The sequence below is a fragment of the Pseudomonas sp. GR 6-02 genome (assembly GCF_001655615.1).
Lineage (GTDB): Bacteria > Pseudomonadota > Gammaproteobacteria > Pseudomonadales > Pseudomonadaceae > Aquipseudomonas.
In genome coordinates, this window is record NZ_CP011567.1 from 1,968,258 (window position 1) to 1,992,343 (window position 24,086).

The following is a 24,086-nucleotide window of genomic DNA, read 5'->3' on the forward strand; positions in this document are numbered from 1 at the left end:
CCACTCGTCCAGATCGAGGGCAGGGCGATAGCGCCCGCCTTGAAACCAAACACCAAAATGGCGGTCGCACGATCTCTGCTTAATTTTTGAAAGAAAGGAGGCTTCATGCCTTGGAAGCTCGCATCATTGGGTACGTTGTTGGCCGCCACTCTGCTGGCCGGTTGCAGCAGTACGTCCACCGAGTCGGCAAAGGACCCTGTGGCGACCGATACCGGCCACAGCCGTTGTGAAGCAAAGGCTGCCGAATTCACCATTGGCAAAAAGGCTTCGCCCGAATTGCTGGAGCAGGCGCGTACCCGTGCAGGCGCGCAGAATGCCCGGTTTCTCAAGCCTGATGACATGGTGACTCTGGAGTACCGCTCCGATCGCCTGAACCTGAGCACCGACAGCAATCTGGTGGTCACCCGCGTCAACTGCGGCTGATTGTTTTTGTTTCACCCATAAAAAACCCCGTCACATGGACGGGGTTTTTTTAGTGCGCCAGAAAATTACTCTGGGCGAACTTGTGCAGCTTGCATACCCTTTTGGCCTTTCTCAGCCACGAAGGAAACGGTTTGGCCTTCTTTCAGGCTTTTGAAACCGTCGCTTTCGATAGCTTTGAAGTGTACGAACAGGTCGTCACCGCCACCTTGAGGAGTGATGAAGCCGAAGCCTTTTTCATCGTTGAACCATTTAACGGTGCCGGTTTGGCGATTAGACATGGTGTATCTCCAAGAAACATATATTTTCAGTAGTACTGTGCTGCTCAGGCCAACTGGGCACACCGGAGTATCATAGTCGAAATGTTCGCTTTGGGAGCCCCCCGGACGTGCTGTTTGCCCTACAGTCGCGTTCTCTTTGTTGCTCTGTATGGCTGAAAGCCCCGTTTTAAAAGGCTTTCAGCCGAAAGTAAAGACAATAAAAAAAGCTGTAAAACCTGCATAAATCGTACGAAAAAGCTGAAATCCATCACTTTTTATCAGCGTTGGGCCGAGTCAAAAGGACTTTTTCCTCACTTTTTCGCCGGTGCATTGGCCTTGCATTTGGCGATCTCGCCCAGTGCCTTTTGTTGCAGTTCCGGGGTGGCCTTGTTGTCCATCAGCGACTGAATATCGCTGGCCGGGTAGGATTTGATCGCGTCGGCGCCACAAGCGCAGTGGGATTTTGCCGCAGCAGCGCCAATCTGAGGGGAAGCCGCCTGTGTGCACTGAGCCATGTACTTCTCGCGCTCACCCTTTGGCCAGTCGGCGTGGGCCGCCAGCGGCAGCAACAGGACGACGGGTGCGACTACTGCGAATAAACGATTCAGACGCATGCTGAGATGCTCCTTTCGGGTCAATGTCTTTTATCTGATGGGTGACACGGGGTTCAAGTTCAGCACTCTGGCACAAAAAAGCCTGATTTGCCCCAGCAGAAAACCTCGGTGCATCGATGACCGTTCATCTGTGCTAGCATGCCTGGCTCGGGTGTTTGCAGGCTCCGGATGACCTTCCGTCCCGGCAGCGGCAAATGCGCGAATAACCCTGATTTGAATCCCAGTCACTCTGGTTCGGTTTTCCGGTTGGCCGCAAGGCTCCTGCCGCTGTAAGGCAGGCGTTCGTCATTGAATGGCCTGGATCGGATCTTGTACTGGCTCATCCCAACCCACGTGACCTTTGGTAGGGGTCACCACTAGGAGAGGAGGCGCCATGCCAACTATTACTCTTCCCGACGGCAGTCAACGTTCATTCGATCACCCGGTTTCCGTAGCCGAGGTCGCCGCATCCATCGGTGCAGGCCTGGCCAAGGCCACCGTAGCCGGCAAGGTCAATGGCAAGCTGGTCGACGCCAGCGACATCATCGACAGCGATTCTTCGCTGCAAATCATTACGCCAAAGGATGAAGAGGGGCTGGAGATCATTCGCCACTCTTGCGCCCACCTGGTTGGCCACGCGGTCAAGCAGCTGTACCCGACGGCCAAGATGGTCATCGGTCCGGTCATCGAAGAAGGCTTCTATTACGATATCGCCTTCGAGCGTCCTTTCACGCCTGACGACCTGGCCGCCATCGAACAGCGCATGCAGCAGCTGATCGAGAAAGATTACGACGTGATCAAGAAAGTCACTCCGCGCGCCGAAGTGATCGAAGTGTTCAAGGCTCGCGGCGAAGACTACAAACTGCGCCTGGTCGAAGACATGCCGAACGAGCAGGCCATGGGTCTGTACTATCACGAAGAATACGTCGACATGTGCCGCGGTCCGCACGTGCCGAACACGCGCTTCCTGAAATCCTTCAAGCTGACCAAGCTGTCCGGCGCCTACTGGCGTGGCGATGCCAAGAACGAGCAATTACAGCGCGTTTACGGCACCGCATGGGCGGACAAGAAGCAGCTGGCGGCTTACATCCAGCGCATCGAAGAAGCTGAAAAGCGCGATCACCGCAAGATCGGCAAGCGTCTGGGCCTGTTCCACACCCAGGAAGAGTCGCCGGGCATGGTGTTCTGGCACCCGAACGGCTGGACGCTGTACCAGGTGCTCGAGCAGTACATGCGCAAGGTTCAGCGCGACAATGGTTACCTGGAGATCAAGACTCCACAAGTCGTTGACCGCAGCCTGTGGGAGAAATCCGGGCACTGGGCCAACTACGCCGACAACATGTTCACCACGCAGTCGGAAAACCGCGACTACGCCATCAAGCCGATGAACTGCCCGTGCCACGTGCAGGTGTTCAATCAGGGCCTGAAAAGCTACCGCGAGCTGCCGATGCGTCTGGCCGAGTTCGGTGCCTGCCACCGTAACGAGCCGTCGGGTGCACTGCACGGCATCATGCGTGTTCGCGCCTTCACTCAGGACGATGCTCACATCTTCTGTACTGAAGAGCAGATGCAGGCCGAATCCGCCGCGTTCATCAAGCTGACCATGGACGTTTATGCCGACTTTGGCTTTAAAGAAGTCGAAATGAAACTGTCCACTCGTCCGGAAAAACGCGTCGGTTCCGACGAGTTGTGGGATCGCGCCGAAGCGGCATTGGCCGCAGCCCTTGATAGTGCGGGCCTGCCGTACGATCTGCAGCCGGGCGAGGGTGCGTTCTACGGTCCGAAGATCGAGTTCTCGCTGAAAGATTGCCTCGGCCGTGTCTGGCAGTGTGGTACCCTTCAGCTCGATTTTAACCTGCCTGTCCGTCTGGGAGCCGAATACGTCTCCGAAGACAACAGTCGCAAGCACCCGGTGATGTTGCATCGGGCGATCCTGGGTTCCTTCGAGCGCTTCGTCGGAATTCTGATCGAGCACTACGAGGGTGCATTCCCCGCGTGGCTGGCGCCGACCCAGGCAGTGATTATGAATATCACTGATAAACAAGCCGATTTTGCCGCAGAGGTTGAAAAAACTCTCAACGAAAGCGGATTTCGTGCCAAGTCTGACTTGAGAAATGAAAAGATCGGCTTTAAAATCCGCGAGCATACTTTGCTCAAGGTTCCCTATCTCTTGGTTATCGGAGATCGGGAAGTCGAGATGCAGACTGTCGCTGTGCGTACTCGTGAAGGTGCTGACCTGGGCTCGATGCCCGTCGCCCAGTTCGCTGAGTTTCTCGCGCAAGCGGTTTCCCGGCGTGGTCGCCCAGATTCGGAGTAATTATTATTAAGCGTGAAATGAGACAAGATAAACGAGCTGCACCGAAAGCCCCGATCAACGAGAATATCTCGGCACGCGAGGTTCGGTTAATTGGGGCTGAAGGTGAACAGCTTGGGATTGTGTCAATTGAAGACGCGCTTCTTAAGGCTGAAGAGGCCAAACTGGATTTGGTGGAAATTTCCGCCGATGCAGTACCCCCTGTTTGCAAACTGATGGACTACGGCAAATCGATCTTCGAAAAGAAGAAGCAGATTGCCGCGGCCAAGAAAAACCAGAAGCAGATTCAGGTTAAAGAAATCAAGTTTCGTCCAGGGACGGAGGAAGGGGATTACCAGGTAAAACTGCGCAACCTGGTACGTTTCCTGAGTGACGGGGACAGGGCCAAGGTATCCTTGCGATTCCGCGGCCGTGAGATGGCCCACCAGGAGCTGGGGATGGAACTCCTCAAGCGAGTTGAAGGTGACTTGCTCGAGTACGGTTCGGTCGAACAGCATCCTAAGATGGAAGGACGCCAGCTGATCATGGTCATCGCCCCGAAAAAGAAGAAGTAATCAACAGGGCACGGCAGGCCTTCTGATTATGTTTATCAACTGAATGCGGAGTATCCGAACATGCCAAAAATGAAAACGAAAAGTGGTGCTGCTAAGCGGTTTTTGAAAACTGCTAACGGTATCAAGCACAAGCACGCTTTCAAGAGCCACATCCTGACTAAAATGTCGACCAAGCGTAAGCGTCAACTGCGCGGTAGCAGCTTGCTGCATCCGTCTGACGTGGCAAAAGTCGAGCGCATGCTGCGCCTTCGTTAATTTTAGTCAAGAATAGAGGAAGTAACTCATGGCTCGTGTAAAGCGTGGCGTCATTGCCCGTAAACGTCACAAAAAAATTCTGAAACTTGCTAAAGGCTACTACGGCGCTCGCTCGCGCGTATTCCGTGTTGCCAAGCAAGCGGTAATCAAGGCAGGCCAATACGCCTACCGTGACCGTCGTCAGAAAAAACGTCAGTTCCGCGCTCTGTGGATCGCTCGTATCAACGCTGGTGCACGTATCAACGGTCTGTCCTACAGCCGTTTCATCGCCGGCCTGAAAAAAGCGTCCATCGAGATCGACCGTAAGGTTCTGGCTGATCTGGCAGTGAACGAAAAAGCGGCGTTTGCTGCGATTGTCGAGAAAGCTAAAGCCACCTTGGCTTAAGTACCCCCGACAGTCACCCGGCCTCACCTCTGTGGGGCCAGGTGTTAAACGTCATAAATAGGGGAAGAGCCTTCAAGCTCTTCCCCTATTTTGTATCTGGAGTCTGTACATGGAAAACCTGGATGCGCTCGTCTCTCAAGCACTAGAGGCTGTGCAAAGCGCTGAAGATATCAATGCCCTGGAGCAAATCCGGGTTCACTACCTTGGCAAAAAGGGTGAATTGACTCAGGTGATGAAGACCCTGGGGAATTTGCCGGCAGAAGAGCGTCCGCAAGTCGGCGCGCTGATCAACGTTGCCAAGGAGCGTGTCACAGAGGTTCTCAATGCGCGCAAGGCGTTGTTCGAGGAGGCCGATCTTGCGGCCAAGCTCGCCGCCGAATCCATTGACGTGACCCTGCCTGGCCGCGGCCAGACCTCAGGCGGTCTGCATCCGGTTACCCGGACTCTGGAACGTATCGAGCAGTTCTTCACCCACATTGGCTACGGCATCGCCGAAGGTCCTGAGGTTGAAGACGATTACCACAACTTCGAAGCGCTCAACATCCCAGGCCATCACCCGGCCCGGTCGATGCATGACACCTTCTATTTCAATGCCAACATGTTGCTGCGCACCCATACCTCGCCGGTACAGGTCCGCACCATGGAATCGAAACAGCCGCCGATCCGCATCGTCTGCCCAGGCCGTGTGTACCGTAGCGACTCCGATATCACCCACTCGCCGATGTTCCACCAGGTCGAAGGCCTGTTGGTCGACCGCGATATCAACTTCGCCGACCTGAAAGGGACCATCGAAGAGTTCCTGCGCGTGTTCTTCGAAAAAGAACTGGCCGTGCGTTTCCGTCCTTCGTACTTCCCGTTCACCGAGCCATCCGCCGAAGTCGACATGGAATGCGTGATGTGCAGCGGTAAAGGCTGCCGTGTCTGCAAGCAGACTGGCTGGCTGGAAGTCATGGGCTGCGGCATGGTTCACCCGAACGTGCTGCGTATGTCCGGGATCGACCCGGAAGAGTTTTCGGGCTTTGCCTTCGGCATGGGCGTTGAGCGTCTGGCCATGCTGCGTTACGGCGTGAACGACTTGCGTCTGTTCTTCGACAACGACTTGCGGTTCCTCGCGCAATTTCGCTAGTCGTAACGAATTCTTAGGAGAGCAGGATGAAATTCAGTGAACAATGGCTGCGTGGCTGGGTAAGCCCGCAGGTAAATCGCGACGAGCTGGTTGCTCGTCTGTCGATGGCCGGTCTTGAGGTCGATAGCGTTACGCCGGCCGCCGGTGAATTCAGTGGTGTGGTGGTGGGCGAGGTGCTGAGCACCGAGCAACACCCGGACGCCGACAAGCTGCGCGTTTGCCAGGTCAGCAGTGGCGCGGAGACCTTCCAGGTTGTGTGCGGTGCGCCAAACGTGCGCCCGGGCCTGAAGATCCCGTTCGCCATGATCGGTGCCGAACTGCCAGGCGATTTCAAAATCAAGAAAGCCAAGCTGCGTGGCGTTGAATCCAACGGCATGCTGTGCTCCCAGGCTGAGCTGCAAATTGGCGAAGGCAACGACGGCCTGATGGAATTGCCGGCCGATGCGCCGGTCGGTCAGGACATTCGTGAATACCTGAACCTGGAAGACGCCAGCATCGAGGTCGACCTGACCCCGAACCGCGGTGACTGCCTGTCTCTGGCCGGTCTGGCCCGCGAAGTTGGTGCGCTTTATGCTGCCCCGGTGGTGCGCCCGGCCATTGCCAGCGTTCCTGCCGTGCACGACGAAGTGCGTTCGATCGAAGTGTTGGCGCCGAACGCTTGCCCGCGTTATCTGGGTCGCGTGATCCGTAACGTTGACCTGTCCAAGCCTACGCCACTGTGGATGGTCGAGCGCCTGCGTCGCGCCGACGTGCGCAGCATCGACGCCGCCGTCGACATCACCAACTACGTGATGCTGGAACTGGGCCAACCGCTGCACGCATTCGATCTCGCCGAAATCAATGGCGGCATCCGCGTGCGCATGGCTGAAGATGGCGAGAAGCTGGTGCTGCTCGACGGTCAGGAAGTCAGCCTGCGTAGCGATACGCTGGTGATCGCCGACCACACCCGTGCCTTGGCTATCGCCGGCGTCATGGGGGGCGAGCACAGCGGCGTCAACACCGCGACCACCCGCGATATTTTCCTGGAAAGCGCGTTCTTCGACCAGATTGCCGTCGCTGGCAAGGCGCGTTCCTACGGCCTGCACACCGACGCTTCGCACCGCTACGAGCGTGGCGTGGACTGGAAGCTGGCCCGTGAAGCCATGGAGCGCGCTACTGGCCTGCTGCTGGACATCACCGGTGGCGAAGCCGGCCCGATCGTCGAAACCGTCAGCGAGCAGCATCTGCCGTCGATCGCACCGATCACCCTGCGTGCCCAACGCATCACCCAGATGCTGGGCATGGAAATGGATTCGGCCGAAGTCGAGCGTCTGCTCAGCGCTTTGGGCCTGACCATTACTGCCGATGGGGCAGGGCAGTGGCGCGTTGAAGTGCCAAGCTTCCGTTTCGACATCAGCCTGGAAGTCGACCTGATCGAAGAGCTGGCCCGTCTGTACGGCTACAACCGTCTGCCGGTTCGCTACCCGCAAGCCCGTCTGGCACCACAAGCCAAGGCTGAAGCGCGTAGCGATCTGCCTGAGCTGCGTCGTCTGCTGGTGGCCCGTGGTTATCAGGAAGCGATCACCTACAGCTTCATCGATCCGAAACAGTTCGAGTTGTTTAATCCGGGTGTCGAGCCGCTACTGCTGGCCAACCCGATTTCCAACGACATGGCTGCCATGCGTTCGTCCCTGTGGCCGGGCCTGGTCAAGGCGCTTCAGCACAACCTGAACCGCCAGCAGGATCGCGTCCGCCTGTTCGAAAGCGGTCTGCGTTTCGTTGGTCAGCTGGAAGGCCTGAAGCAAGAGCCGATGCTGGCTGGTGTGGTGTGCGGTAGCCGTCTGCCGGAAGGCTGGGCGCAAGGTCGCGATGTCGTGGATTTCTTCGACGTCAAAGCCGATGTGGAAGCATTGCTGGGCTTCGCCGGTGCACTGGACGCGTTCACGTTTGTGCCGGGTAAACACCCTGCGTTGCACCCGGGTCAAACCGCACGCGTCGAGCGTGAGGGTCGCCTGGTCGGCTACGTTGGTGCCATCCACCCTGAATTGTCGAAAACCCTCGGTCTCGACCGTCCGGTCTTCGTTTTCGAGCTGGTTCTGGCCGAAGTGGCTTCGGGCAAAATGCCAAAATTCAGCGAGTTGTCGCGCTTTCCTGAAGTGCGTCGTGACTTGGCATTGATTGCGGCCACGGACGTGCCGGCCACTGCTGTGCTGGATGTAATCCGTGAAAATGCAGGCGAATGGCTCACGGACCTCAGGCTATTTGACGTGTATCAGGGTAAAGGCATTGATCCTGATAGAAAAAGCCTTGCGGTCGGCTTGACCTGGCAGCATCCATCGCGCACTCTTAATGACGATGAGGTGAATACCGCAACGCAAAACATCCTCACCTCGCTCGAACAAAGGTTGAACGCCACGTTAAGGAAGTGACGTATGGGGGCTTTGACGAAAGCTGAGATGGCGGAACGTCTGTACGAAGAGCTGGGCCTGAACAAGCGGGAGGCCAAGGAATTGGTCGAACTGTTTTTCGAAGAAATCAGGCACGCGCTCGAAGACAACGAACAAGTCAAATTGTCCGGTTTCGGCAATTTCGACCTTCGGGACAAACGCCAGCGGCCTGGCCGCAATCCGAAAACGGGAGAAGAAATCCCGATCACGGCTCGCCGTGTGGTCACCTTTCGTCCAGGGCAGAAGTTGAAGGCCCGAGTTGAGGCTTATGCTGGAACCAAGTCATAACGACGAACTACCCGTCATCCCGGGCAAACGCTACTTCACCATTGGTGAAGTCAGCGAGCTGTGTGCGGTAAAACCACACGTGCTGCGCTACTGGGAGCAGGAGTTTCCTCAACTCAACCCCGTCAAACGCCGCGGAAACCGCCGGTATTATCAGCGCCAGGATGTGCTGATGATCCGGCAGATCCGCGCGCTTCTTTACGATCAGGGGTTCACCATCGGCGGCGCACGCTTGCGTTTGTCCGGCGATGAAGCCAAAGACGACACCACCCAATACAAACAAATGATCCGCCAGATGATCGCCGAGCTGGAAGATGTTCTGGTGGTCCTCAAGAAATAAATTCCTGCTTTTAAATACTTCCAGTTTTCAAAAGCTTGCGATATATTCTTGAGCGTTCCTCGAGATGAGGGACAGAGTCAACGCCTAGTCGGGGCGTAGCGCAGTCCGGTAGCGCACTAGCATGGGGTGCTAGGGGTCGAGTGTTCGAATCACTCCGTCCCGACCATATAATTCAAGGGGTCGCGAGATTTTATCTCGCGACCCCTTTTTATTTAAAGTCGTTTTCCCCCCACAAAACCACTGGCTCTGGCTGGAATCTCAGCGGATATCAAGGAGCTGGTTGGTGTTCTGTCGCACTATCAGCGCACCAATAGAGGCCTGCATCTGCTTTATTTAAGTCGGTGACATTGCCTATGGCGGTTTCGGCGTTCATTGAGCCGGTGATACCTCAGACTCAAGGCATTTCCGCGTTTAACATTCGTCGAATGGTTATTGATGAACTACGTTCGCTGGGCATTGATAAAGTCTATAAATGCCCTCAAAGGCGAGGGCAGATAGCGTCTACCAGGGTAATAGAGAAACGGTCCGGTAAAGCTCTGCCACCATGGTTCCAGCACCGGTTCAAGTGCCCCACTTTCCAGATAGGGCTCAAGCCAGTCCTCAAACAGGTAGACGATACCCAGCCCATCAATCGCAGCCTGAACAGTCAGGTCCACGGCGCCTCCCACCCTGACAATCAACGGCCCAGTCGGGTCCACGCTCACGGTTTCGCCATGACGTTCGTACTCCCAGAGCGGCATCGCGCCACTGGGAAATCTGCCCCGCAGGCATGCGTGCTTCAACAGAACTCGTGGGTGCTCTGGTCGACCTCTGGCATCGAGATAAGCCGGTGATGCGGCCGTCGCGAAGCGTTGAAGTCGTGGGCCGATGGGGACTGCAATCATGTCCTGCTCAAGGCGTTCATCGTAACGAATACCTGCGTCACAACCTGCCGCAAGCATGTCGACGAAGTTCTCCTCGATCGTCACTTCCAGGCTGATGTCGGGATAGGTTTGCAGGAAGGGGGTAATGATCGACGGCAGCACAAGTCTTGCGGCGCTGGCAGGAACATTCAGCTTGAGGGTGCCTGAGGGGCGGTCGCGGAAGTTGTTCACCACATCAAGAGCCGACTCGACTTCGCCCAATGCGGGCACGATGCGTTCCATCAGCATTGCGCCAGCTTCAGTCGGAGCCACGCTCCGGGTGGTGCGATTGAGCAGCCTCACACCTAGCCTGGCTTCCAGGAGTCGCACCGCGTCACGGCGCTGGGATAGCGGACGGCGAGTCCAGGGCTGATTAGTTGGAGCTTTTACTAAGCAGCCCAGTAAGCGCCAGCGAATGGCTCGCGGTCGCCGTGAGACATTACGCTGACTGACGTCTAATCCAGTGATTTGCTCATAGTGCCTATCGGGATTGCGCCATGGTCGGATAGTCCGTGTAACCGCGATCCTCACCTTGGTAGAACGTCGTCGGGTCGGCTTCGTTCAGGGCTCTATTGTGTTTGAATCGCTCTACCAAATCCGGGTTGGCCAGGAACGCGGTGCCAAACGACACCAGATCAGCATCGCCTAAGTTGAGCGCCGTTCCGGCTCGCTCTGCGTCATAGCCACCATTGGCGATGTAGGTGCCACCGAAACGACGCTTTAGTTCTCTGAAATCAAATGGCCCTGCACCGAGTTCAACCACGTGAAGGTAGGCCAACCCATAGCGACTGAGCATCTTCGCCGCGTAGTTGAAAGTTGCTTGGGGATCGCTGTCGCTCATGGAGAAATAATTGAAGATTGGCGACAGGCGAACGCCTACGCGGCTGGCCCCGAAGACCTCGATGACGGACTCGACTACTTCCTTGAGAAATCGAGCGCGATTCTCTACAGATCCGCCGTAGGTATCGGTTCGGGTATTGGTGCCATCGCGTAGGAACTGGTCGATCAAATAACCGTTTGCACCATGGATTTCAACGCCGTCGAATCCAGCACGTTTTGCGTTTTCAGCACCTTGGCGAAAATCAGCGATCACGTCAGGAACCTCATCGAGATCCAGAGCTCGTGGCAATTCGTAAGACTTCAGTCCCTCAGGCGTATAGATCTCGCCATCAGCCTTGATCGCTGAAGGTGCTACTGGCAGGGCGCTGTTGATCTGCACCAATGGATGTGAGAGCCGTCCGACATGCCAGAGTTGCAGGAATATCCGTCCACCTTCTGCATGAACAGCGTCGGTCACTTGTCTCCAGCCGGCGATTTGTTCGGAGGTGAAGATGCCCGGCGTTCTCATATAGCCTTTGCCTTGTGCCGAGACCTGAGAACCCTCGGTGATGATGAGTCCGGCACCGGCACGTTGCCGGTAATACTCAACCACGGTGGGCGTCGGAGCATCACCTTCACCGGCGCGGCTTCGCGTCAAAGGCGCCATGACCATGTGGTTTTTCAGAGGGAGGGAGCCGATTTGTGCAGGGGACAACAGCAGGTCGAGATTGCTCGTGGTCATGATGTATCTCAGTAGGTGAGGATTAATAATTCGGGATTGGTGGGATGTTTAGCGGGGAGTCGTATCGACTGAAGGCGCGCCTCAGGGGCTAGCTCAGTCGTCCCTCCTGCCGCAGGCGTTCGCCGATGCGCTGTATCTCAGTTTCGCCCTGTGCCAGAGCTGCCCTGCTCGTGTGTACCGAGTAGTAGCCCGTCACCAGTTCGTGCGGATGCTTCACTGCTGAGCCCAGTACGAATGAGCATTCGCCTTGAGCCACGAAATCGATGTATTGCTCGGACTCCTCGAATACGGCGAGTTCGCCGGCATTAATCAGGCCCCCTGTGTCCAGCCGTCCTGCATTAACCGCGAGCCAGGCCACGGTGTGTCCGGACGGCGGGGTATACCGCCAGCGCTCGCCGTCTTTCAAATTCACGGCGAGATAGTTCATGTCACTCGGCGCTTCAATCAGGCTCTGCGCATTACCGTAGCGGCCCAGGAGCACGCGCGCCGGGCCTGATTGCGGAACTTGGGAGGGCGCAAGATAGACACTCAGCGCGGGGGCGTTTTCCAACGACGGCGGTAGTGCCACCCAGAGCTGGAATCCCTGCATTGAGGACTCGTTGGCTAGCGTAGCGTCGTGCCAAACCCCATTGCCGGCGCGCATCCACTCAACACCACCGGCAAGCAACACACCCGTCGCGCCAGTGGTGTCTTCATAGGCGACGTCGCCTTTGGTCATGAAGGTAACCGTCGCGATCCCTGAGTGCGGGTGCATGCCGAAATTGGACTTACCGCGACTGGCGTTCAAACTGAAAATATCAAGGAAAATGAAAGGCTTTAAAAGCTCGCCCAGATCGCCCGGGCTCATAAGCCGCGTTATAGGGCCATGGGTGCTGCCTTTAGTGCGATGGACAATGGCGCGTTGCAGAACAGCGACGGTGGCGGTCATATGTTTTCTCTCGGGGGTTTGAGCGCCTGGGCCCACCAGACAATGTCATCGAGCAGCGCTTTGGCTGTCTGGGAGGTCAAATGCAGCAATGCCTGAAGGATATGCGTCTTCGGATTGCTTTATTAGATGGCATAATTGGATTGAACCAATCCATTTAACGAAGGGGTGGCGATAAAGTGATTGACCTGAATGACGTCGCCTTGTTTGTACAAGTGGTACGCAACGGCAGCTTTGCCGAAGCGGCGCGGCAGCTTGGAATGCCGCCCAACACCTTAAGCAGGCGCGTTCAACAACTCGAGGCGCAGCTCGGCACACGGCTGCTGCAGCGCTCCACGCGCAAGCTCACACTTACCCATTCAGGTCAGGCTTTTCATGACCGCTGCTCTGGCGCGGTAGAAGGCCTGATCGATGCCGGACAGCAATTAATGACGGGAAACCAGGAGCCGAGTGGCATCGTGCGCATTGCGGCGATGGCTGATTTCTTCGACTTCTTCCCTATGGAATGGGTGGCCGATTTTCTAGCCTTGCATCCACGGGTTCAGCTTGACTTCGTGCTAAGTGATGCGCGCGCCGATTTGATCGCTGATCGGATCGACATTGCGTTTCGAGGGGGCACTTTGCAGGATTCGGGATACGTCGGTCGCCAACTCATTGGAGCAGGCAATGAAGGTTTGGTCGCCAGCCCCAAGTACCTCAATAACCGAGGTGTGCCCGCTACGCTAGAGGATCTGGTCAATCACGACTGTGTGAGTTTCGGCCATCCTAGCGGCGTCACCACGTGGCGTCTTAATGGGCCGAACGGTGTTGAGGAAGACGTGCAGATTACCAGCCGTTTCAATGGAAACACGGCTCAGGCATTGCGTAAGGCCACGGTGGCTGGCTTGGGTATTGCGTTGCTGCCGCCCACGATAGTTGATTTCGATCTTCGGGCTGGCCGCCTTGTGCCTGTGCTACCGCATTACCATCGCACTGGATACGGCCTGCATGTGCTTTATCCCAGTCGGCAACATTTGCCGTTGGCGGTATCAGCCTTTATAGGACTGGTGATGGAGAAGCTAAAAGTGGAAGCATTCCCAGCAAGGGTTTTACCTGAGCAGGTTTGACACGGTATTTGGGCTTATGACTTTCACACAGCGGGACGGGTAGTAATTTCCTCCACCATTAGTCACGTCATCTGTATTTACGGGTCGAGTGTTCGAATCACTCCGTCAAGACCATATTTCATGAGTACAATCAGATAGTTAAGCCGATCAGCTAGATCGGCTTTTTTGTGCCTGCGCAAAAAACGCGCAAAACTACCCGGTGATTTCGCTGATATTCAGGTCTGGAATTGCCTCAGACCAGACGATTTTTTCGTGGTCCCGTTGGTAGTTTTTGGTCATCCCCACGCTCGCATGCCCTGCAATTTTCCGCCCGTCCTTTCCGGCTTTCTTGTACAGGTGCAGTGACAGCGCTCGCACTTCGTGAAAGCCTGGCATCTCCTCTTTCTTCCATCCCGCGTAGCAGTTCGCCGCCTCCCTGGCCTCCTTGAGCGCTCGCGTCAAATACCGATCCTCAACCTTCGTCCAGTGGTCCTTGGTCTGCGCCTGTTTCTGTTTCGGGCGATCGGGCTTCCGGTGCATCAGGTGCGGTGACGCAGTGTCATCACGGCAGCGACTGATAACTGCCTGCAACTCGAGCGTCACTCGAAAGCGAATCCACACTGCGTCACTGGGCTTCGCCGTCTTCTTCTGCACCAGATAGAGGTATCCCTCCCGAACGCCATCAAAGCGCATATCGAGAATGTCGGTGTGGCGCTGGGCGATGATCAGGGTGAGGCCTCGCAAAATGGTCGATTGCTATCCCGCGCCGCGCTTGCTTGGTTTTGGAGGCGCGTCAGGACACTCATCGGCCCATCGCGTAACCGTCATGTCATTGAATTGCTCCCCCATGGTGTCGACGTGCAGGCAAGCGCCGTTCTTTGAGTAGAACAAGATGCAACGCGAGCTATCAAAAGAGCAGGTATCGACCTCGAAGAGCTTGCGTGCAGCCAGCTCCCGCTCCACGCCACTGTATTCATAGCCATCGGTGGTATGCATCCGCGTCGGCTTCCAGCCTTGTTTGACGAGCTTGGCCCTGGCCGCGACCAGGGGCTCACCGACGGCGATGCCTGCCGGTCCGCGCCTGTCATTTGTCGCCTGCGAGCCATCCGCAAACGTTGCGCTGGTGCCAATGCAATAAAGTACGACGAGCGCGAGGATCGAAGCCTTTATTTGACAATCCCTTCAGCCGATTTGTAGCTCGCCAAAAACTCTGAATACACAGAATCCACCCTTAGCAAGGCCCGAAAATAGCGGACTGATATTGATGCCCCTAATCTGTCTCGGGACACTTGAAACCCCAGCCATCAATTATCATGTCTTTTACTTCTTCACCAGTGGTGGTGACGCCTAGGCATTCCTTGTTTTTCTTATAATTGAACTCGCAATATTGCACCCCTTGGGTGCATCTTTCGACTTCAATAATACCCATGTTTTTAAGTATTACTGCGGTGCCAACCGGCTGCATCTCATTCGGTAAACTTGGCTTCCAGCCATGTTTGATCAATGCTTTCCGTGCATTTAAGAAGGACATTCCTTTTTTAATCGGCACATCTGTTGCGTTCGCAAGAACGCTAACGCAACAAAGCAGAATGCAAGCAATAGGGTGTAGTTTCATTTTGTAGTGCCGCCAAATTTCTTGTAGGTGGTTAAGACATCGTCATACGGCATATACGGTTGACCGGATGGATGTCCATTAAGTGGGCGATTCGCTTGGCCGGGGCCCATCGGTAAAGATTCCCATTGTCCAGATGCTTTGCGTATTGCATCGTTAATGTCGCCATTTACGAGTGAGTCGATCGCACGCACAGAGCGGAGAATTTCGACTGCAGTCAAGTCCTGTGTATGCGGTGTGAAGTCAGATAGGCCCATTGCTGAAATGCACTGTAACTTCCATGTATTTTTCGTAATTTGATACCTGCCGGATGCCGTAGTTGATCCGCCGTAACCTGCCCCCGGATGGGTGGACTCATCACTGAAAGTCCATTTTCCAGTTTTAAAACCCGGTGCCCAGCCATAACCAAATTTCGCGTGGTAGTTACCACCTTCGGATTCGGCAATGGTATCCAAAAATGCCTTCACGTTCTTATTCTTCAAATACTCCTCATTCTCAGCCCGTCTTACCTGTTGCTTGGCGTCTAGCGATACAGTTTTTGGGGTGGAGTCTTTAACGGGCGTCACCGTTCTTGTGGCTACGGGAGACATTTTTCTACCATTTTTGCTAATCACTTCAGCCATGATAAAAGCCACCAAGATAGATTTTGACGGTTATATGAAAAGTATCTGCTGCCATGCCTTAATCCTCGAGAAACAGTTTGATTGTTTCGGGCAGGTGCGAACTCACTACATGCGTATACCCCATCGGATCACTTACGCCATGTTCCATGCTGCCGTCAGCGCGCTGGATGGCGTAATCAAGATTGGGTAGAGGCTCGCCCGAGTCTTGGTCAACTAGTCTGAACTTGTCGCTGAAGTGCACTGGCATCGGCAGCAGGCCGCTGAAGGGGGCTGGTACGACGGTGTCGCCAATAATGACCGTACCGGATCCACCCACAACCACGTTGCCGTGGCCACCGGTACTGTCTTGAGTTGCGGCATTCAGCCCATTGATGAAAACCGTAGCGCTGACGCCACCGGTGATCGGGCTACCGCATGCGGATTTATCGGTCATGCGAGCGGCGGCAAGGCCATCGAAGTTCACATTGGGGGAGCCGCTGGCAATCGGATTTGTGCCATGTCCCGGAAGTGGGCAACTGGTGGGGTCTGTCACTCGGGCAGCAGGTTTGCCACTCATGGGAAGTTCCTTTTCAAGGTTTCAAATGGGGTAATAGTGGTCGATGGGCGAGCCGAAAAAGCTCCAGCACTCATCCATGGGGTTGAACAGCGCTCGGTAGTTTTCGCGCATGGGGCGGCAGGCCAACAACGCCTGCCAGGCGATTTCGACGCAGTTGTCCATGGCCTGAATGGAATAGGCATCAAGCTGGTTGAGCCAGGCGTTGTAATTAGGCATGCCAGCGCCGCGGTAGGCGTCGATCAGTATCTCGGCGACTTCTTCACCCCAGTTGATGAAGCGCCCCGGGCTCCAGGGGCCAGTCTGGGCATGGATAAACCAGCCCAAGCTTGGCAAGTCGCCATTTGCAAGTCGTAACGTACCGCGCTGTGAGGAAAAACCACAGGTGATGTGGACGGTCAGCCAACCCTGGTGTTGCTGGATAAAGCCAGTGGGGTCGAATTGCGCCAGCGGTACGACGTGATAGCCCGTGCCGGGCATGGACCTGACGACCAACTCCGCGTCCAGTCTGGAAACGAAGGCCCGGATCGCCTTGCCTTTGCCGGACGCCGCGCAAAGAATTTCAACCGGTGTGCTCGCAGGTGTGTCGCTGAACCCGAGGATGGGAGCTAGCCCATAAAGACGTAATGAGGTTTTCAGGCCGCTGGGATGATGCGAGGTATCGAGCGTGCAGGCGCAGGGGGCAGGCACGTCCATAGGTGAAGAGCGCATCCAATTTTACCGTCCATGTAAATTTGCGTCGCGAAGGATGCCTCAGGCAGAAGTTGCGTACAATAATATTTACAATATTTAGGTTGACAGCTGATTGTGTGAGCCATACCTCCACGGTTAGTCACGGTACGGCATCGATTGCAGGTGGGCGCGGTCCCAAAAGACTGTTCCGTATAGCTTTTTGGCGCCCCTGCAAGCATGGGTGTTTTACCCCCAGAGAACGGCTGGTTCTGGATGGATTTTTCGAATGTGATACCAATTAGGTATTTGCCCCACCCCAGCTTGATAATTGAGCTGCTTCGGTCTCCGTAGGCGGACATTCGATGATGGAATGAGAAATCAGTGACGACCAAAGGCACATTACGGCTCTCACTAGAAGGGATATCATCCCGCCATCAGCTCAAGAGGGGCTCCTAGGCCGGCCGATACCGACACTCCCTTGGGCATAACGACAAGGATGGTTGCACATGGACGACATCGTTCAGCCCCTCACGCCCCAGGAAGACGTCCAGCCTAAAGAAGTAAGAATCCTTGCCACCTTGGTGGCGAAGCTGAACCTTGCAGATTTCCAGAACGCCATCCCTGTGATTCGCGAGCTTCGCATCTCGAACGAGACGAGTGATCGTTTCGTCAATGCCACGCTTACCCTGACCTCGGTGCCCGAAGTATTTAAGTCCAAGATCTGGCGGATTGACGAGATCGCTGCAGATAGCTTCCGGGTCATACCAGGGCTTGATCTTGTCCTGGACGGCCCGTTGTTGAGTCGTCTGACAGAAGCAGAGATGTCGACCTTTACCTTCGTCCTTGAAGCCGATGACAAGGAGGCGGAGAGCGGTCGCAAGGAAGTTGCTAGGCTTGAACAGGTCGTAGACCTTCTGCCCAGAAACCAGTGGGGCGGATTGCGGCACATACCAGATATGACTGCAGCATTTGTTCAGCCGAATGATGCAGCGGTTGAACGGTTGCTCAAACAGGCGGCTGAGTTGCTTCGCCTTAGCGAAAAACCATCCGCCCTTGACGGATATCAAGGTGGTCCCAAACGAGCCTGGCAGTTGGCATCGGCAGTGTGGGGAGCGGTGGCGCGCATGAAGCTCGACTATGCCTTGCCACCGGCTAGCTTCGAACAATCAGGGCAGAAGATTCGTAGCCCCAGTCAGATTGCTGACTCCGGCTTGGCCACCTGTCTCGACCTGACTCTGCTTTTCTGTGCGGCATTGGAGCAGATCGGCCTGAACCCTGTGATCGTATTCACCTATGGTCATGCCTTCGTTGGTTTGTGGCTTAAGCCTGAGGAGTTCACAACTGCGCTAGTGGATGATGTCACTGCCATACGTAAGCGAGTGAAGCTCCAGGAGCTCGTGCTGTTCGAGACCACCCTTGTTACCCACAACCCAATACCACCGTTTTCTTATGCGGTGGAAAGGGGAGCGAAGCAGATAGCCGAAGACGCTGAAAGTGTTTTCGAAATGCTTTTGGATATTCGTCGCGCCCGTCTGCAACGTATCAAGCCACTCGCCAGCTCAGAGGCTCAGTTTGCGCGTGTTGCCGTTGCTGAAACTGATGAAGCACCATCGCTTCTGGTGGAGGAAGGGATCGGCATCTCCGATGACAGCATTGAGGTGCAGGTTGAGGATCTGTCCAAGCTCGACCCAGCAGATCGCCTCGGCCGTTGGCAGCGTAAGCTTCTGGATCTGTCGCTTCGCAATAACTTGCTTAATTTCAAAACGGGTAAGCGAGCGCTGAAGCTTGAGTCTCCTGATCCAGGTGCGCTCGAAGACATTCTTGCAAGTGGACAGGCGCTGAAGCTGCTTACCAGGCCTGACTTGATGGATGGAGCAGATCCGCGGGAGCGCGCGCTCTATGAGCAGCGTGAGCGAGAAGATGTTCGTCGTCGTCATGCTGAAGATGCTCTCAAGCGTAGGGAAGTGTTCGTTGCGCTGACGTCCGCCGAAATGGATGTTCGGCTAACTGAGTTGTATCGAAGTGCTCGTACTGCTTTGCAGGAAGGTGGCTCCAACACGCTGTTCCTGGCCATCGGTTTTCTTAGCTGGACGCGTGAGGATCGGGCTGGGCAGAGATACAAAGCGCCACTGGTCCTGGTTCCTGTCACTTTGGAGCGTAAGAGCGCGCGCTCCGGATTCACCATGGTGCTGCACGATGATGAGCCTCGTTTTAACCCGACTCTGATCGAGATGCTGCGTCAAGATTTTGAGCTGGGCTTGGGTTCGCTGGAGCAGGAGCTGCCACGGGATGACTCCGGTCTGGATATCGCAGGCATTTGGAACAAGGTTGGTCATGCGATCAAGGACATCGCTGGTTGGGAGCTGAACGAGGACGTTGTGCTCTCGATGTTTTCGTTTGCGAAGTACCTCATGTGGAAGGATCTTGCCGAGAATGCAGAGCACCTTCGACAGAGTCCTGTAGTCCGACACCTTCTGGATACGCCACGCGATTCGTTCATCTCCGATACCCCGTTTCCGGAGGCTGAGTCGTTGGACCGTGATTACGGCCCGACTGAAGTGTTCTGTCCACTGCCATCTGATTCATCTCAGCTTGCGGCTGTGATGGCAGCAGCCAAGGGCAAAGACTTCGTTCTCATCGGCCCACCTGGTACAGGTAAAAGCCAAACGATTTCCAACATGATCGCCCAGTCGATAGCTCAAGGGCGCCGAGTGCTGTTCGTGTCTGAGAAAATTGCTGCCCTGGATGTCGTGTACCGGCGCTTGCGTGAAATCGGTCTGGGTGAGTTCTGCCTTGAACTTCACTCCAGCAAAGCTCGAAAAACGGATGTCCTTGCTCAGTTGCAGTCAGCTTGGGAAGCGAAAGGGCAGGTAGACGCTGCCGTATGGGAGGTGGAAGCACAACGGCTCGCTTCCCTGCGTGACAGCCTCAATATTTATGTCGAGCGTCTGCATCGCAGGCATCGCAACGGCTACACCATCTACGATGCCATCGGGACGGTGACATCAGGTGTTGACGAGGCAGTAGCTCCACTTGGTTGGCCATCTCCGGACACACATGATCAGAAGGCCATGCTTGGGCTTCGAGAGCTGGGCGACCGCCTTGAAGTGAACGCTCAGGCTGTGGGTTACAGCCAGTTGGCAGGCAACGCTTTGTCTGCGGTAGGCCAAGCAGAGTGGTCGCCTCATTGGCAGCAACAATTCGTGCAGGCCGCTCGTGATGTGCTGCCCGCTGTGCTTGAGGTCCAGCGAGCTGCTGATCGCTTTGTTGAGCTGTCCGGGCTTCCTATTATGGAATACACCTCTACAGCGCTTGAGGGTTTATCGATTCTTTCTCGAGCACTTCCTGCTGCCGCTGGGCAGGATTGGCGTTTCGCACTTCGACCCGATGCTCGCTCGATTTCTCAACGTCTGAGTGACGGTTGTACTTGGGTCGATGAGCACCGGGACATTAACTCCAGGCTCTCAGCTCTCTGGCCCTCTCGTATTGTTGCTGAAGCTAAACAAGGCATTGATCTGCTGCAGCAACGCCGCGCTATTTTCGTTGATCTAGGGCCGGCCTGGCCACAAAGCGTCACTGACATTATTGGGCAAGCTGTCACATTGTTGGAACAGATAGACGACCTCAAACACCAGCTAACAGCGTCCTACGGTGACGCCATTGAAGCACTTGATGTCGAGCTGCTGCTGCGCGAGTGGAAAGACGCGGAGGAGTCTTTCTGGCCTAAGTCTTGGTTCGTAAAACGCCGCATCGCTGGTCTATTGGCTCCGATGCAGAGGTCAACAGGTGAAGTCGACAATGGCAAGGATCTCGCTATTTGGGTAGAGATTCGGTCGGTGCGTCGAGCAATCGATGAGCTGGAGCCAGGTCATGAGTGTGTTGCTGTTTGGCAAGGTGCCAAATCCGAAGCAACGCATCTTGCGGCAGCGATCAAGCTGCAAGAGGCCATTAGGCTTCAGAAAAATAATTCTGCTTGGATCGATGACGACTTGCAGTTGGTTGAGCAGGGCCAGCTTGGTGATGAGTTGAAGGAGGAACTCCGCCGGCTGCGTGCGCTGACTCGACTCGATGCCGGGCTAGGTGAGCTGTTTGATCTCAGCTCAGCAACTAGCGCTCTCTGGAGCGGTTTGACCACTGATGTTGACGTGCTGATTGCAGCGCTACGCTTCCAGGCTGAACGACGTGACATCGAAGAGCGTGGTCGGCTTGTCGACGACCATCCGTATGTAGAGGAGGGGCGTTGTGGCTCGTCGTTAAAATCTGATTTTGAGCTGCTCAAGAAAAGAGCAGTAGTTGAACGAGAGTTGGTGGATCTGGCTGATCTGCGAGAAATTGTTCCTGTCTGGAATGACTTGAAAACGAAGGTTGACGTTGTACGTAGGGCGGTAGCGTTCCAGGGAGAGATGGCTACCGCGGTGGCGAAGCTAGCACTCAATCCTGAGCAGGTCGCGGCCTACAAAGCACCGCTTCAAACTTTGCTGGGGGATGGTAATGCACTGCTTGAGCCGGAAGCTGCTATAGCCATTGCCGGCGTTACCCTTCGTGGAAAGCTTGAGCTACTCCAGGCGCGAGCAGCGCAGCTGACTGCAGTCGGTCATTTCACCGAAATGGGCGTCATCGAAACTGCCCATCTGGCACTAAGTGATATCAAGAAAAACTGCGAAACTGTCGTCTCGTCTGAATCGCGACTCAAGGCATGGTGCGCTTGGCGGAGGGTTCGAGATGAGGCCTACGCTGTCGGTCTGGCTCCGATTGTTCAAGCGATGGAAACAGGAGCCCTCACCTCTGGAAAAGTCCGTCGTGTATTGGAAGTGAATTATGCCCGCTGGTGGCTGAACACGACGGTGGACAACGAGGAGGTGATCCGGACGTTCGTCAGCGTGGAGCATGAACAGCGTATTCGTGATTTCCGGACTTTGGATGACAAGTTCACCAAGTTGACCAAGGACTGGCTCCGAGCTCGGCTGTGTTCCGACCTACCAAGCCAAGACAGCGTAAGTCGCTCCTCAGAATGGGGAGTCCTGCGCCATGAGATGGGCAAGAAGACCAAGCACATTCCATTGCGGGAGCTGATGAGTCGTGCGCCAGAAGCGCTAACCAAGCTGACGCCATGCTTACTCATGAGCCCTCTCTCCATTGCTCAATATCTGCCGCCAGCCTCAACACCGTTCGATCTCGTTATCTTCGATGAGGCATCTCAAATACCTGTCTGGGATGCCATCGGCGCCATGGCCCGGGGGAAACAGGTAGTGATGGTGGGCGACCCCAAACAGCTCCCTCCAACTTCATTCTTTAACCGAGCTGAGTCGACTGCTGAAGATGAGGATGTAGAAGCTGATCTCGAGAGTATTCTGGACGAGTGCATCAGTGCCAACTTGCCGATGCGTAACCTGAGCTGGCACTACCGCAGTCGCCACGAGAGTCTGATCGCTTTCTCGAACCAGCGTTACTACCAGTCGAAGCTGGTGACCTTCCCATCACCGTTTACAGCTGACAAAGCAGTACGGCTATGCCCTGTCCCGGGTGTATATGACAAGGGCGGGGCGCGAACCAACTTGATCGAAGCAAGATCTTTAGTTGCTGATCTGGTTGCTCGTCTTCAGTCGTCGGTCTTCCGCGAAAGCAGGCGAACCGTGGGAGTTGTAACCTTCAACGGAGAGCAACAGAAGCTCATCATGGACATGTTGGATGAGGCATGCCGGAAAGATCCAACACTCGATTCGTACTTCGCAGAGTCCGAGTTGGAGCCGGTGTTCGTCAAGAACCTGGAGAGCGTTCAAGGTGATGAGCGAGACATCATCTATTTCTCGACCACTTACGGGAAAGACGCTGCCGGTGTGCTGTCGATGAACTTCGGCCCGATGAACCGCCCTGGTGGTGAGCGTCGGCTGAACGTGGCTATCACTCGTGCTCGACAGGAGCTTGTGGTGTTCTCGACTCTCCGACCAGAGCACATTGATTTGGCTCGTACGCAAGCGATTGGGGTGCGAGACCTCAAACACTTCCTAGAGTTTGCAGAGCGTGGCCCGCGGGCTCTCGCAGAAGCTGACTTTGGTAGCGTGGGTGGTTTCGACAGTCCATTCGAAGAGGCGGTTGCAGCAGCCTTGGCCAAAAAGGGGTGGCAGATTCATACCCAGATTGGCGTTTCCTCCTTCCGAGTAGACCTTGGGGTTGTTCATCCTGATGCTTCTGGTCGATTTCTTGCCGGCATTGAGTGCGACGGTGCTACCTATCATCGCAGCGCGACCGCTCGCGATCGTGACAAGCTCCGTGAATCTGTACTGCGTGGACTTGGCTGGGAGATCGTTAGGATATGGTCGACGGACTGGTGGATAGATGCAGTTGGAACTGCCGAGAAGGTACATCAACGTCTGAACGAGATCCTTGCTGAGTCCCGAGCCAAGCAGGCTGTCATCGATGCTGCTCAAGAGGCTGAGCGACTGAAAATCGACGCGGTTATGGCTGAGATCATTGAGGCAGTGGATCAGGTTGCTGTGGTCGCCGCAGCGGATGGTGTGGCTGAAGCCAATGATCCCTCAGGCGCTTTGGATGAGTTGAAGTACGCCAAGGCGGCATCTATCACGCCAGTTGAAGATGTCCTGACCTTTGCTCGTCCCTTTGTAAATTCGGTTTATAAGGAAGCCGATCCTCGTCAAGCGGTAGGGTTGGTCGATCCAGATCAGTTCTTTGAGCCGAGTTACACAGAAACGTTGGAGCAGATGATCGCTCACGTGGTTGCGGAGGAGGGGCCGGTTCTGGACACCGCGCTCGCAAGGCGCATTGCCCGGGCGCATGGCTGGGTACGAACCGGCTCGCGGATTCGTGATCGGGTTGACCAAATTGCCCGGGCACGATTCCGGTCGCATGAAGAGGAACAAACTGGAGTTTTCTTCTGGCCCGCTCATATCGAGTCGGACACCAGTGTCGTCTTCCGTAGGCCCGGCGACGAAGACTCCATGAGAGCGCTAGCTGAAATCTGCCTACCAGAACTGTGTGCTTTGGTTGATGAGATGGTGCGGCGGGGGCACGAAGGGGAGGCCTTGATATACGCGGTCGCTAAGGAAGTTGGTGTGAGCAAGCTTGCTCATGCGGGACGTCAGCGAATTGAAAAGGCCATACGTCAAACAGTGTAGTAGCGAGAAGGAGGGGTGCCGTGAAGGTACCCCTTATTTAGAGCAGTCCGCAAACTCCGCGG

Annotated in this window: 20 protein-coding genes, 1 tRNA gene and 2 pseudogenes; 12 read left to right on the forward strand and 11 right to left on the reverse strand. The window is 55.6% G+C overall.

Annotation, left to right across the window (positions count from 1 at the left end):
* Nucleotides 1-105: 105 nt before the first annotated feature.
* Nucleotides 106-423: an I78 family peptidase inhibitor gene (locus tag PGR6_RS08625; RefSeq protein WP_018930278.1), complete on the forward strand. Its 318-nt coding sequence runs from the start codon at nucleotides 106-108 to the stop codon at nucleotides 421-423.
* 65 nt (nucleotides 424-488) lie between these two features.
* Here the strand turns inward: PGR6_RS08625 and PGR6_RS08630 are convergent, their stop codons facing one another.
* Both PGR6_RS08630 and PGR6_RS08635 read right to left on the reverse strand, forming a co-directional pair.
* Entirely contained in the window at nucleotides 489-701 is a 213-nt protein-coding gene (locus PGR6_RS08630; RefSeq protein ID WP_003179963.1) for a cold-shock protein, read from the reverse strand.
* Nucleotides 702-991: 290 nt separating this feature from the next.
* Entirely contained in the window at nucleotides 992-1,294 is a 303-nt protein-coding gene (locus tag PGR6_RS08635) for a hypothetical protein (protein ID WP_018930277.1), read from the reverse strand.
* Nucleotides 1,295-1,667: 373 nt separating this feature from the next.
* Between PGR6_RS08635 and thrS the strand changes: the two genes are divergently transcribed.
* The 9 genes from thrS to PGR6_RS08680 all read left to right on the forward strand — a co-directional run bounded on the left by thrS (nucleotide 1,668) and on the right by PGR6_RS08680 (nucleotide 9,124).
* Entirely contained in the window at nucleotides 1,668-3,590 is a 1,923-nt protein-coding gene (gene thrS / locus PGR6_RS08640) for a threonine--tRNA ligase (RefSeq protein WP_007940231.1), read from the forward strand.
* Complete coding sequence (gene infC, locus PGR6_RS08645; RefSeq protein ID WP_172435341.1) at nucleotides 3,590-4,141, forward strand: translation initiation factor IF-3; 552 nt, start codon at nucleotides 3,590-3,592, stop codon at nucleotides 4,139-4,141. The genes thrS and infC overlap by 1 nt, the downstream gene beginning before the upstream one ends.
* Before the next feature lie 60 nt (nucleotides 4,142-4,201).
* Nucleotides 4,202-4,396 (forward strand): 50S ribosomal protein L35, encoded by a 195-nt coding sequence (gene rpmI, locus PGR6_RS08650; RefSeq protein WP_002553160.1) that lies wholly within the window; start codon nucleotides 4,202-4,204, stop codon nucleotides 4,394-4,396.
* A 28-nt stretch (nucleotides 4,397-4,424) separates the two neighbouring features.
* Nucleotides 4,425-4,781, forward strand: coding sequence for a 50S ribosomal protein L20 (gene rplT / locus PGR6_RS08655; RefSeq protein ID WP_007905879.1), 357 nt, complete (start codon nucleotides 4,425-4,427; stop codon nucleotides 4,779-4,781).
* Nucleotides 4,782-4,890: 109 nt separating this feature from the next.
* Entirely contained in the window at nucleotides 4,891-5,907 is a 1,017-nt protein-coding gene (gene pheS, locus PGR6_RS08660) for a phenylalanine--tRNA ligase subunit alpha (RefSeq protein WP_007940232.1), read from the forward strand.
* Nucleotides 5,908-5,933: 26 nt separating this feature from the next.
* On the forward strand, nucleotides 5,934-8,315 hold the full coding sequence (gene pheT, locus PGR6_RS08665) for a phenylalanine--tRNA ligase subunit beta (RefSeq protein WP_064616814.1): 2,382 nt from the start codon (nucleotides 5,934-5,936) through the stop codon (nucleotides 8,313-8,315).
* A gap of 3 nt (nucleotides 8,316-8,318) precedes the next feature.
* Nucleotides 8,319-8,621, forward strand: coding sequence for an integration host factor subunit alpha (gene ihfA / locus PGR6_RS08670; RefSeq protein ID WP_002553164.1), 303 nt, complete (start codon nucleotides 8,319-8,321; stop codon nucleotides 8,619-8,621).
* On the forward strand, nucleotides 8,602-8,958 hold the full coding sequence (locus PGR6_RS08675; RefSeq protein WP_003179985.1) for a MerR family transcriptional regulator: 357 nt from the start codon (nucleotides 8,602-8,604) through the stop codon (nucleotides 8,956-8,958). Before ihfA ends, PGR6_RS08675 begins: the two co-directional genes overlap by 20 nt.
* Before the next feature lie 89 nt (nucleotides 8,959-9,047).
* Nucleotides 9,048-9,124: transfer RNA gene (locus PGR6_RS08680), tRNA-Pro, on the forward strand.
* 274 nt (nucleotides 9,125-9,398) lie between these two features.
* Here PGR6_RS08680 and PGR6_RS08685 read toward each other — a convergent pair.
* From PGR6_RS08685 to PGR6_RS08695, 3 genes and pseudogenes are all read right to left on the reverse strand, one after another.
* Nucleotides 9,399-10,208: pseudogene (locus tag PGR6_RS08685) on the reverse strand (LysR substrate-binding domain-containing protein); the annotation flags it as partial.
* 133 nt (nucleotides 10,209-10,341) lie between these two features.
* Entirely contained in the window at nucleotides 10,342-11,421 is a 1,080-nt protein-coding gene (locus tag PGR6_RS08690; RefSeq protein ID WP_064616815.1) for an alkene reductase, read from the reverse strand.
* A gap of 88 nt (nucleotides 11,422-11,509) precedes the next feature.
* Entirely contained in the window at nucleotides 11,510-12,349 is an 840-nt protein-coding gene (locus PGR6_RS08695; protein WP_064616816.1) for a pirin family protein, read from the reverse strand.
* A 176-nt stretch (nucleotides 12,350-12,525) separates the two neighbouring features.
* Here PGR6_RS08695 and PGR6_RS08700 point away from each other — a divergent pair, with 176 nt between their 5' ends.
* The gene (locus tag PGR6_RS08700) at nucleotides 12,526-13,452 is read left to right on the forward strand and encodes a LysR family transcriptional regulator (protein ID WP_064616817.1); all 927 of its coding nucleotides are present in this window, start codon (nucleotides 12,526-12,528) and stop codon (nucleotides 13,450-13,452) included.
* Nucleotides 13,453-13,644: 192 nt separating this feature from the next.
* On the opposite strand, the pseudogene PGR6_RS08705 reads toward PGR6_RS08700, so the two are convergent.
* The 6 genes and pseudogenes from PGR6_RS08705 to PGR6_RS08725 form a co-directional block, all read right to left on the reverse strand.
* Nucleotides 13,645-14,166: pseudogene (locus PGR6_RS08705) on the reverse strand (integrase); the annotation flags it as partial.
* Between the two features lie 21 nt (nucleotides 14,167-14,187).
* Entirely contained in the window at nucleotides 14,188-14,427 is a 240-nt protein-coding gene (locus PGR6_RS30325; RefSeq protein ID WP_237229584.1) for a hypothetical protein, read from the reverse strand.
* 274 nt (nucleotides 14,428-14,701) lie between these two features.
* Nucleotides 14,702-15,046, reverse strand: coding sequence for a hypothetical protein (locus tag PGR6_RS08715; RefSeq protein ID WP_237229585.1), 345 nt, complete (start codon nucleotides 15,044-15,046; stop codon nucleotides 14,702-14,704).
* Entirely contained in the window at nucleotides 15,043-15,666 is a 624-nt protein-coding gene (locus PGR6_RS29205) for a hypothetical protein (protein WP_218187810.1), read from the reverse strand. Before PGR6_RS29205 ends, PGR6_RS08715 begins: the two co-directional genes overlap by 4 nt.
* Nucleotides 15,667-15,724: 58 nt before the next feature.
* Nucleotides 15,725-16,222 carry a PAAR domain-containing protein gene (locus tag PGR6_RS08720; protein ID WP_064616819.1) on the reverse strand — a complete coding sequence of 166 codons (498 nt, stop codon included), beginning with the start codon at nucleotides 16,220-16,222 and terminating at the stop codon, nucleotides 15,725-15,727.
* A gap of 21 nt (nucleotides 16,223-16,243) precedes the next feature.
* The gene (locus PGR6_RS08725; protein ID WP_156523280.1) at nucleotides 16,244-16,930 is read right to left on the reverse strand and encodes a hypothetical protein; all 687 of its coding nucleotides are present in this window, start codon (nucleotides 16,928-16,930) and stop codon (nucleotides 16,244-16,246) included.
* Between the two features lie 467 nt (nucleotides 16,931-17,397).
* Here PGR6_RS08725 and PGR6_RS08730 point away from each other — a divergent pair, with 467 nt between their 5' ends.
* Nucleotides 17,398-24,024: a DUF3320 domain-containing protein gene (locus tag PGR6_RS08730; protein ID WP_064616821.1), complete on the forward strand. Its 6,627-nt coding sequence runs from the start codon at nucleotides 17,398-17,400 to the stop codon at nucleotides 24,022-24,024.
* Nucleotides 24,025-24,086: the final 62 nt, after the last annotated feature.

Bases quoted from the DNA above. Each gene is read 5' to 3' on its own strand.
- PGR6_RS08695 (WP_064616816.1), bottom strand. From the start codon at position 12,349: ATGACCGCCACCGTCGCTGTTCTGCAACGCGCCATTGTCCATCGCACT.
- ihfA (WP_002553164.1), top strand. From the start codon at position 8,319: ATGGGGGCTTTGACGAAAGCTGAGATGGCGGAACGTCTGTACGAAGAG.
- PGR6_RS08625 (WP_018930278.1), top strand. From the start codon at position 106: ATGCCTTGGAAGCTCGCATCATTGGGTACGTTGTTGGCCGCCACTCTG.
- PGR6_RS08635 (WP_018930277.1), bottom strand. From the start codon at position 1,294: ATGCGTCTGAATCGTTTATTCGCAGTAGTCGCACCCGTCGTCCTGTTG.
- rpmI (WP_002553160.1), top strand. From the start codon at position 4,202: ATGCCAAAAATGAAAACGAAAAGTGGTGCTGCTAAGCGGTTTTTGAAA.
- rplT (WP_007905879.1), top strand. From the start codon at position 4,425: ATGGCTCGTGTAAAGCGTGGCGTCATTGCCCGTAAACGTCACAAAAAA.
- PGR6_RS08730 (WP_064616821.1), top strand. From the start codon at position 17,398: ATGGACGACATCGTTCAGCCCCTCACGCCCCAGGAAGACGTCCAGCCT.
- PGR6_RS30325 (WP_237229584.1), bottom strand. From the start codon at position 14,427: ATGCATACCACCGATGGCTATGAATACAGTGGCGTGGAGCGGGAGCTG.
- PGR6_RS08720 (WP_064616819.1), bottom strand. From the start codon at position 16,222: ATGAGTGGCAAACCTGCTGCCCGAGTGACAGACCCCACCAGTTGCCCA.
- PGR6_RS08675 (WP_003179985.1), top strand. From the start codon at position 8,602: ATGCTGGAACCAAGTCATAACGACGAACTACCCGTCATCCCGGGCAAA.
- PGR6_RS29205 (WP_218187810.1), bottom strand. From the start codon at position 15,666: ATGGCTGAAGTGATTAGCAAAAATGGTAGAAAAATGTCTCCCGTAGCC.
- PGR6_RS08725 (WP_156523280.1), bottom strand. From the start codon at position 16,930: ATGCGCTCTTCACCTATGGACGTGCCTGCCCCCTGCGCCTGCACGCTC.
- PGR6_RS08690 (WP_064616815.1), bottom strand. From the start codon at position 11,421: ATGACCACGAGCAATCTCGACCTGCTGTTGTCCCCTGCACAAATCGGC.
- thrS (WP_007940231.1), top strand. From the start codon at position 1,668: ATGCCAACTATTACTCTTCCCGACGGCAGTCAACGTTCATTCGATCAC.
- PGR6_RS08630 (WP_003179963.1), bottom strand. From the start codon at position 701: ATGTCTAATCGCCAAACCGGCACCGTTAAATGGTTCAACGATGAAAAA.
- pheT (WP_064616814.1), top strand. From the start codon at position 5,934: ATGAAATTCAGTGAACAATGGCTGCGTGGCTGGGTAAGCCCGCAGGTA.
- PGR6_RS08715 (WP_237229585.1), bottom strand. From the start codon at position 15,046: ATGAAACTACACCCTATTGCTTGCATTCTGCTTTGTTGCGTTAGCGTT.
- pheS (WP_007940232.1), top strand. From the start codon at position 4,891: ATGGAAAACCTGGATGCGCTCGTCTCTCAAGCACTAGAGGCTGTGCAA.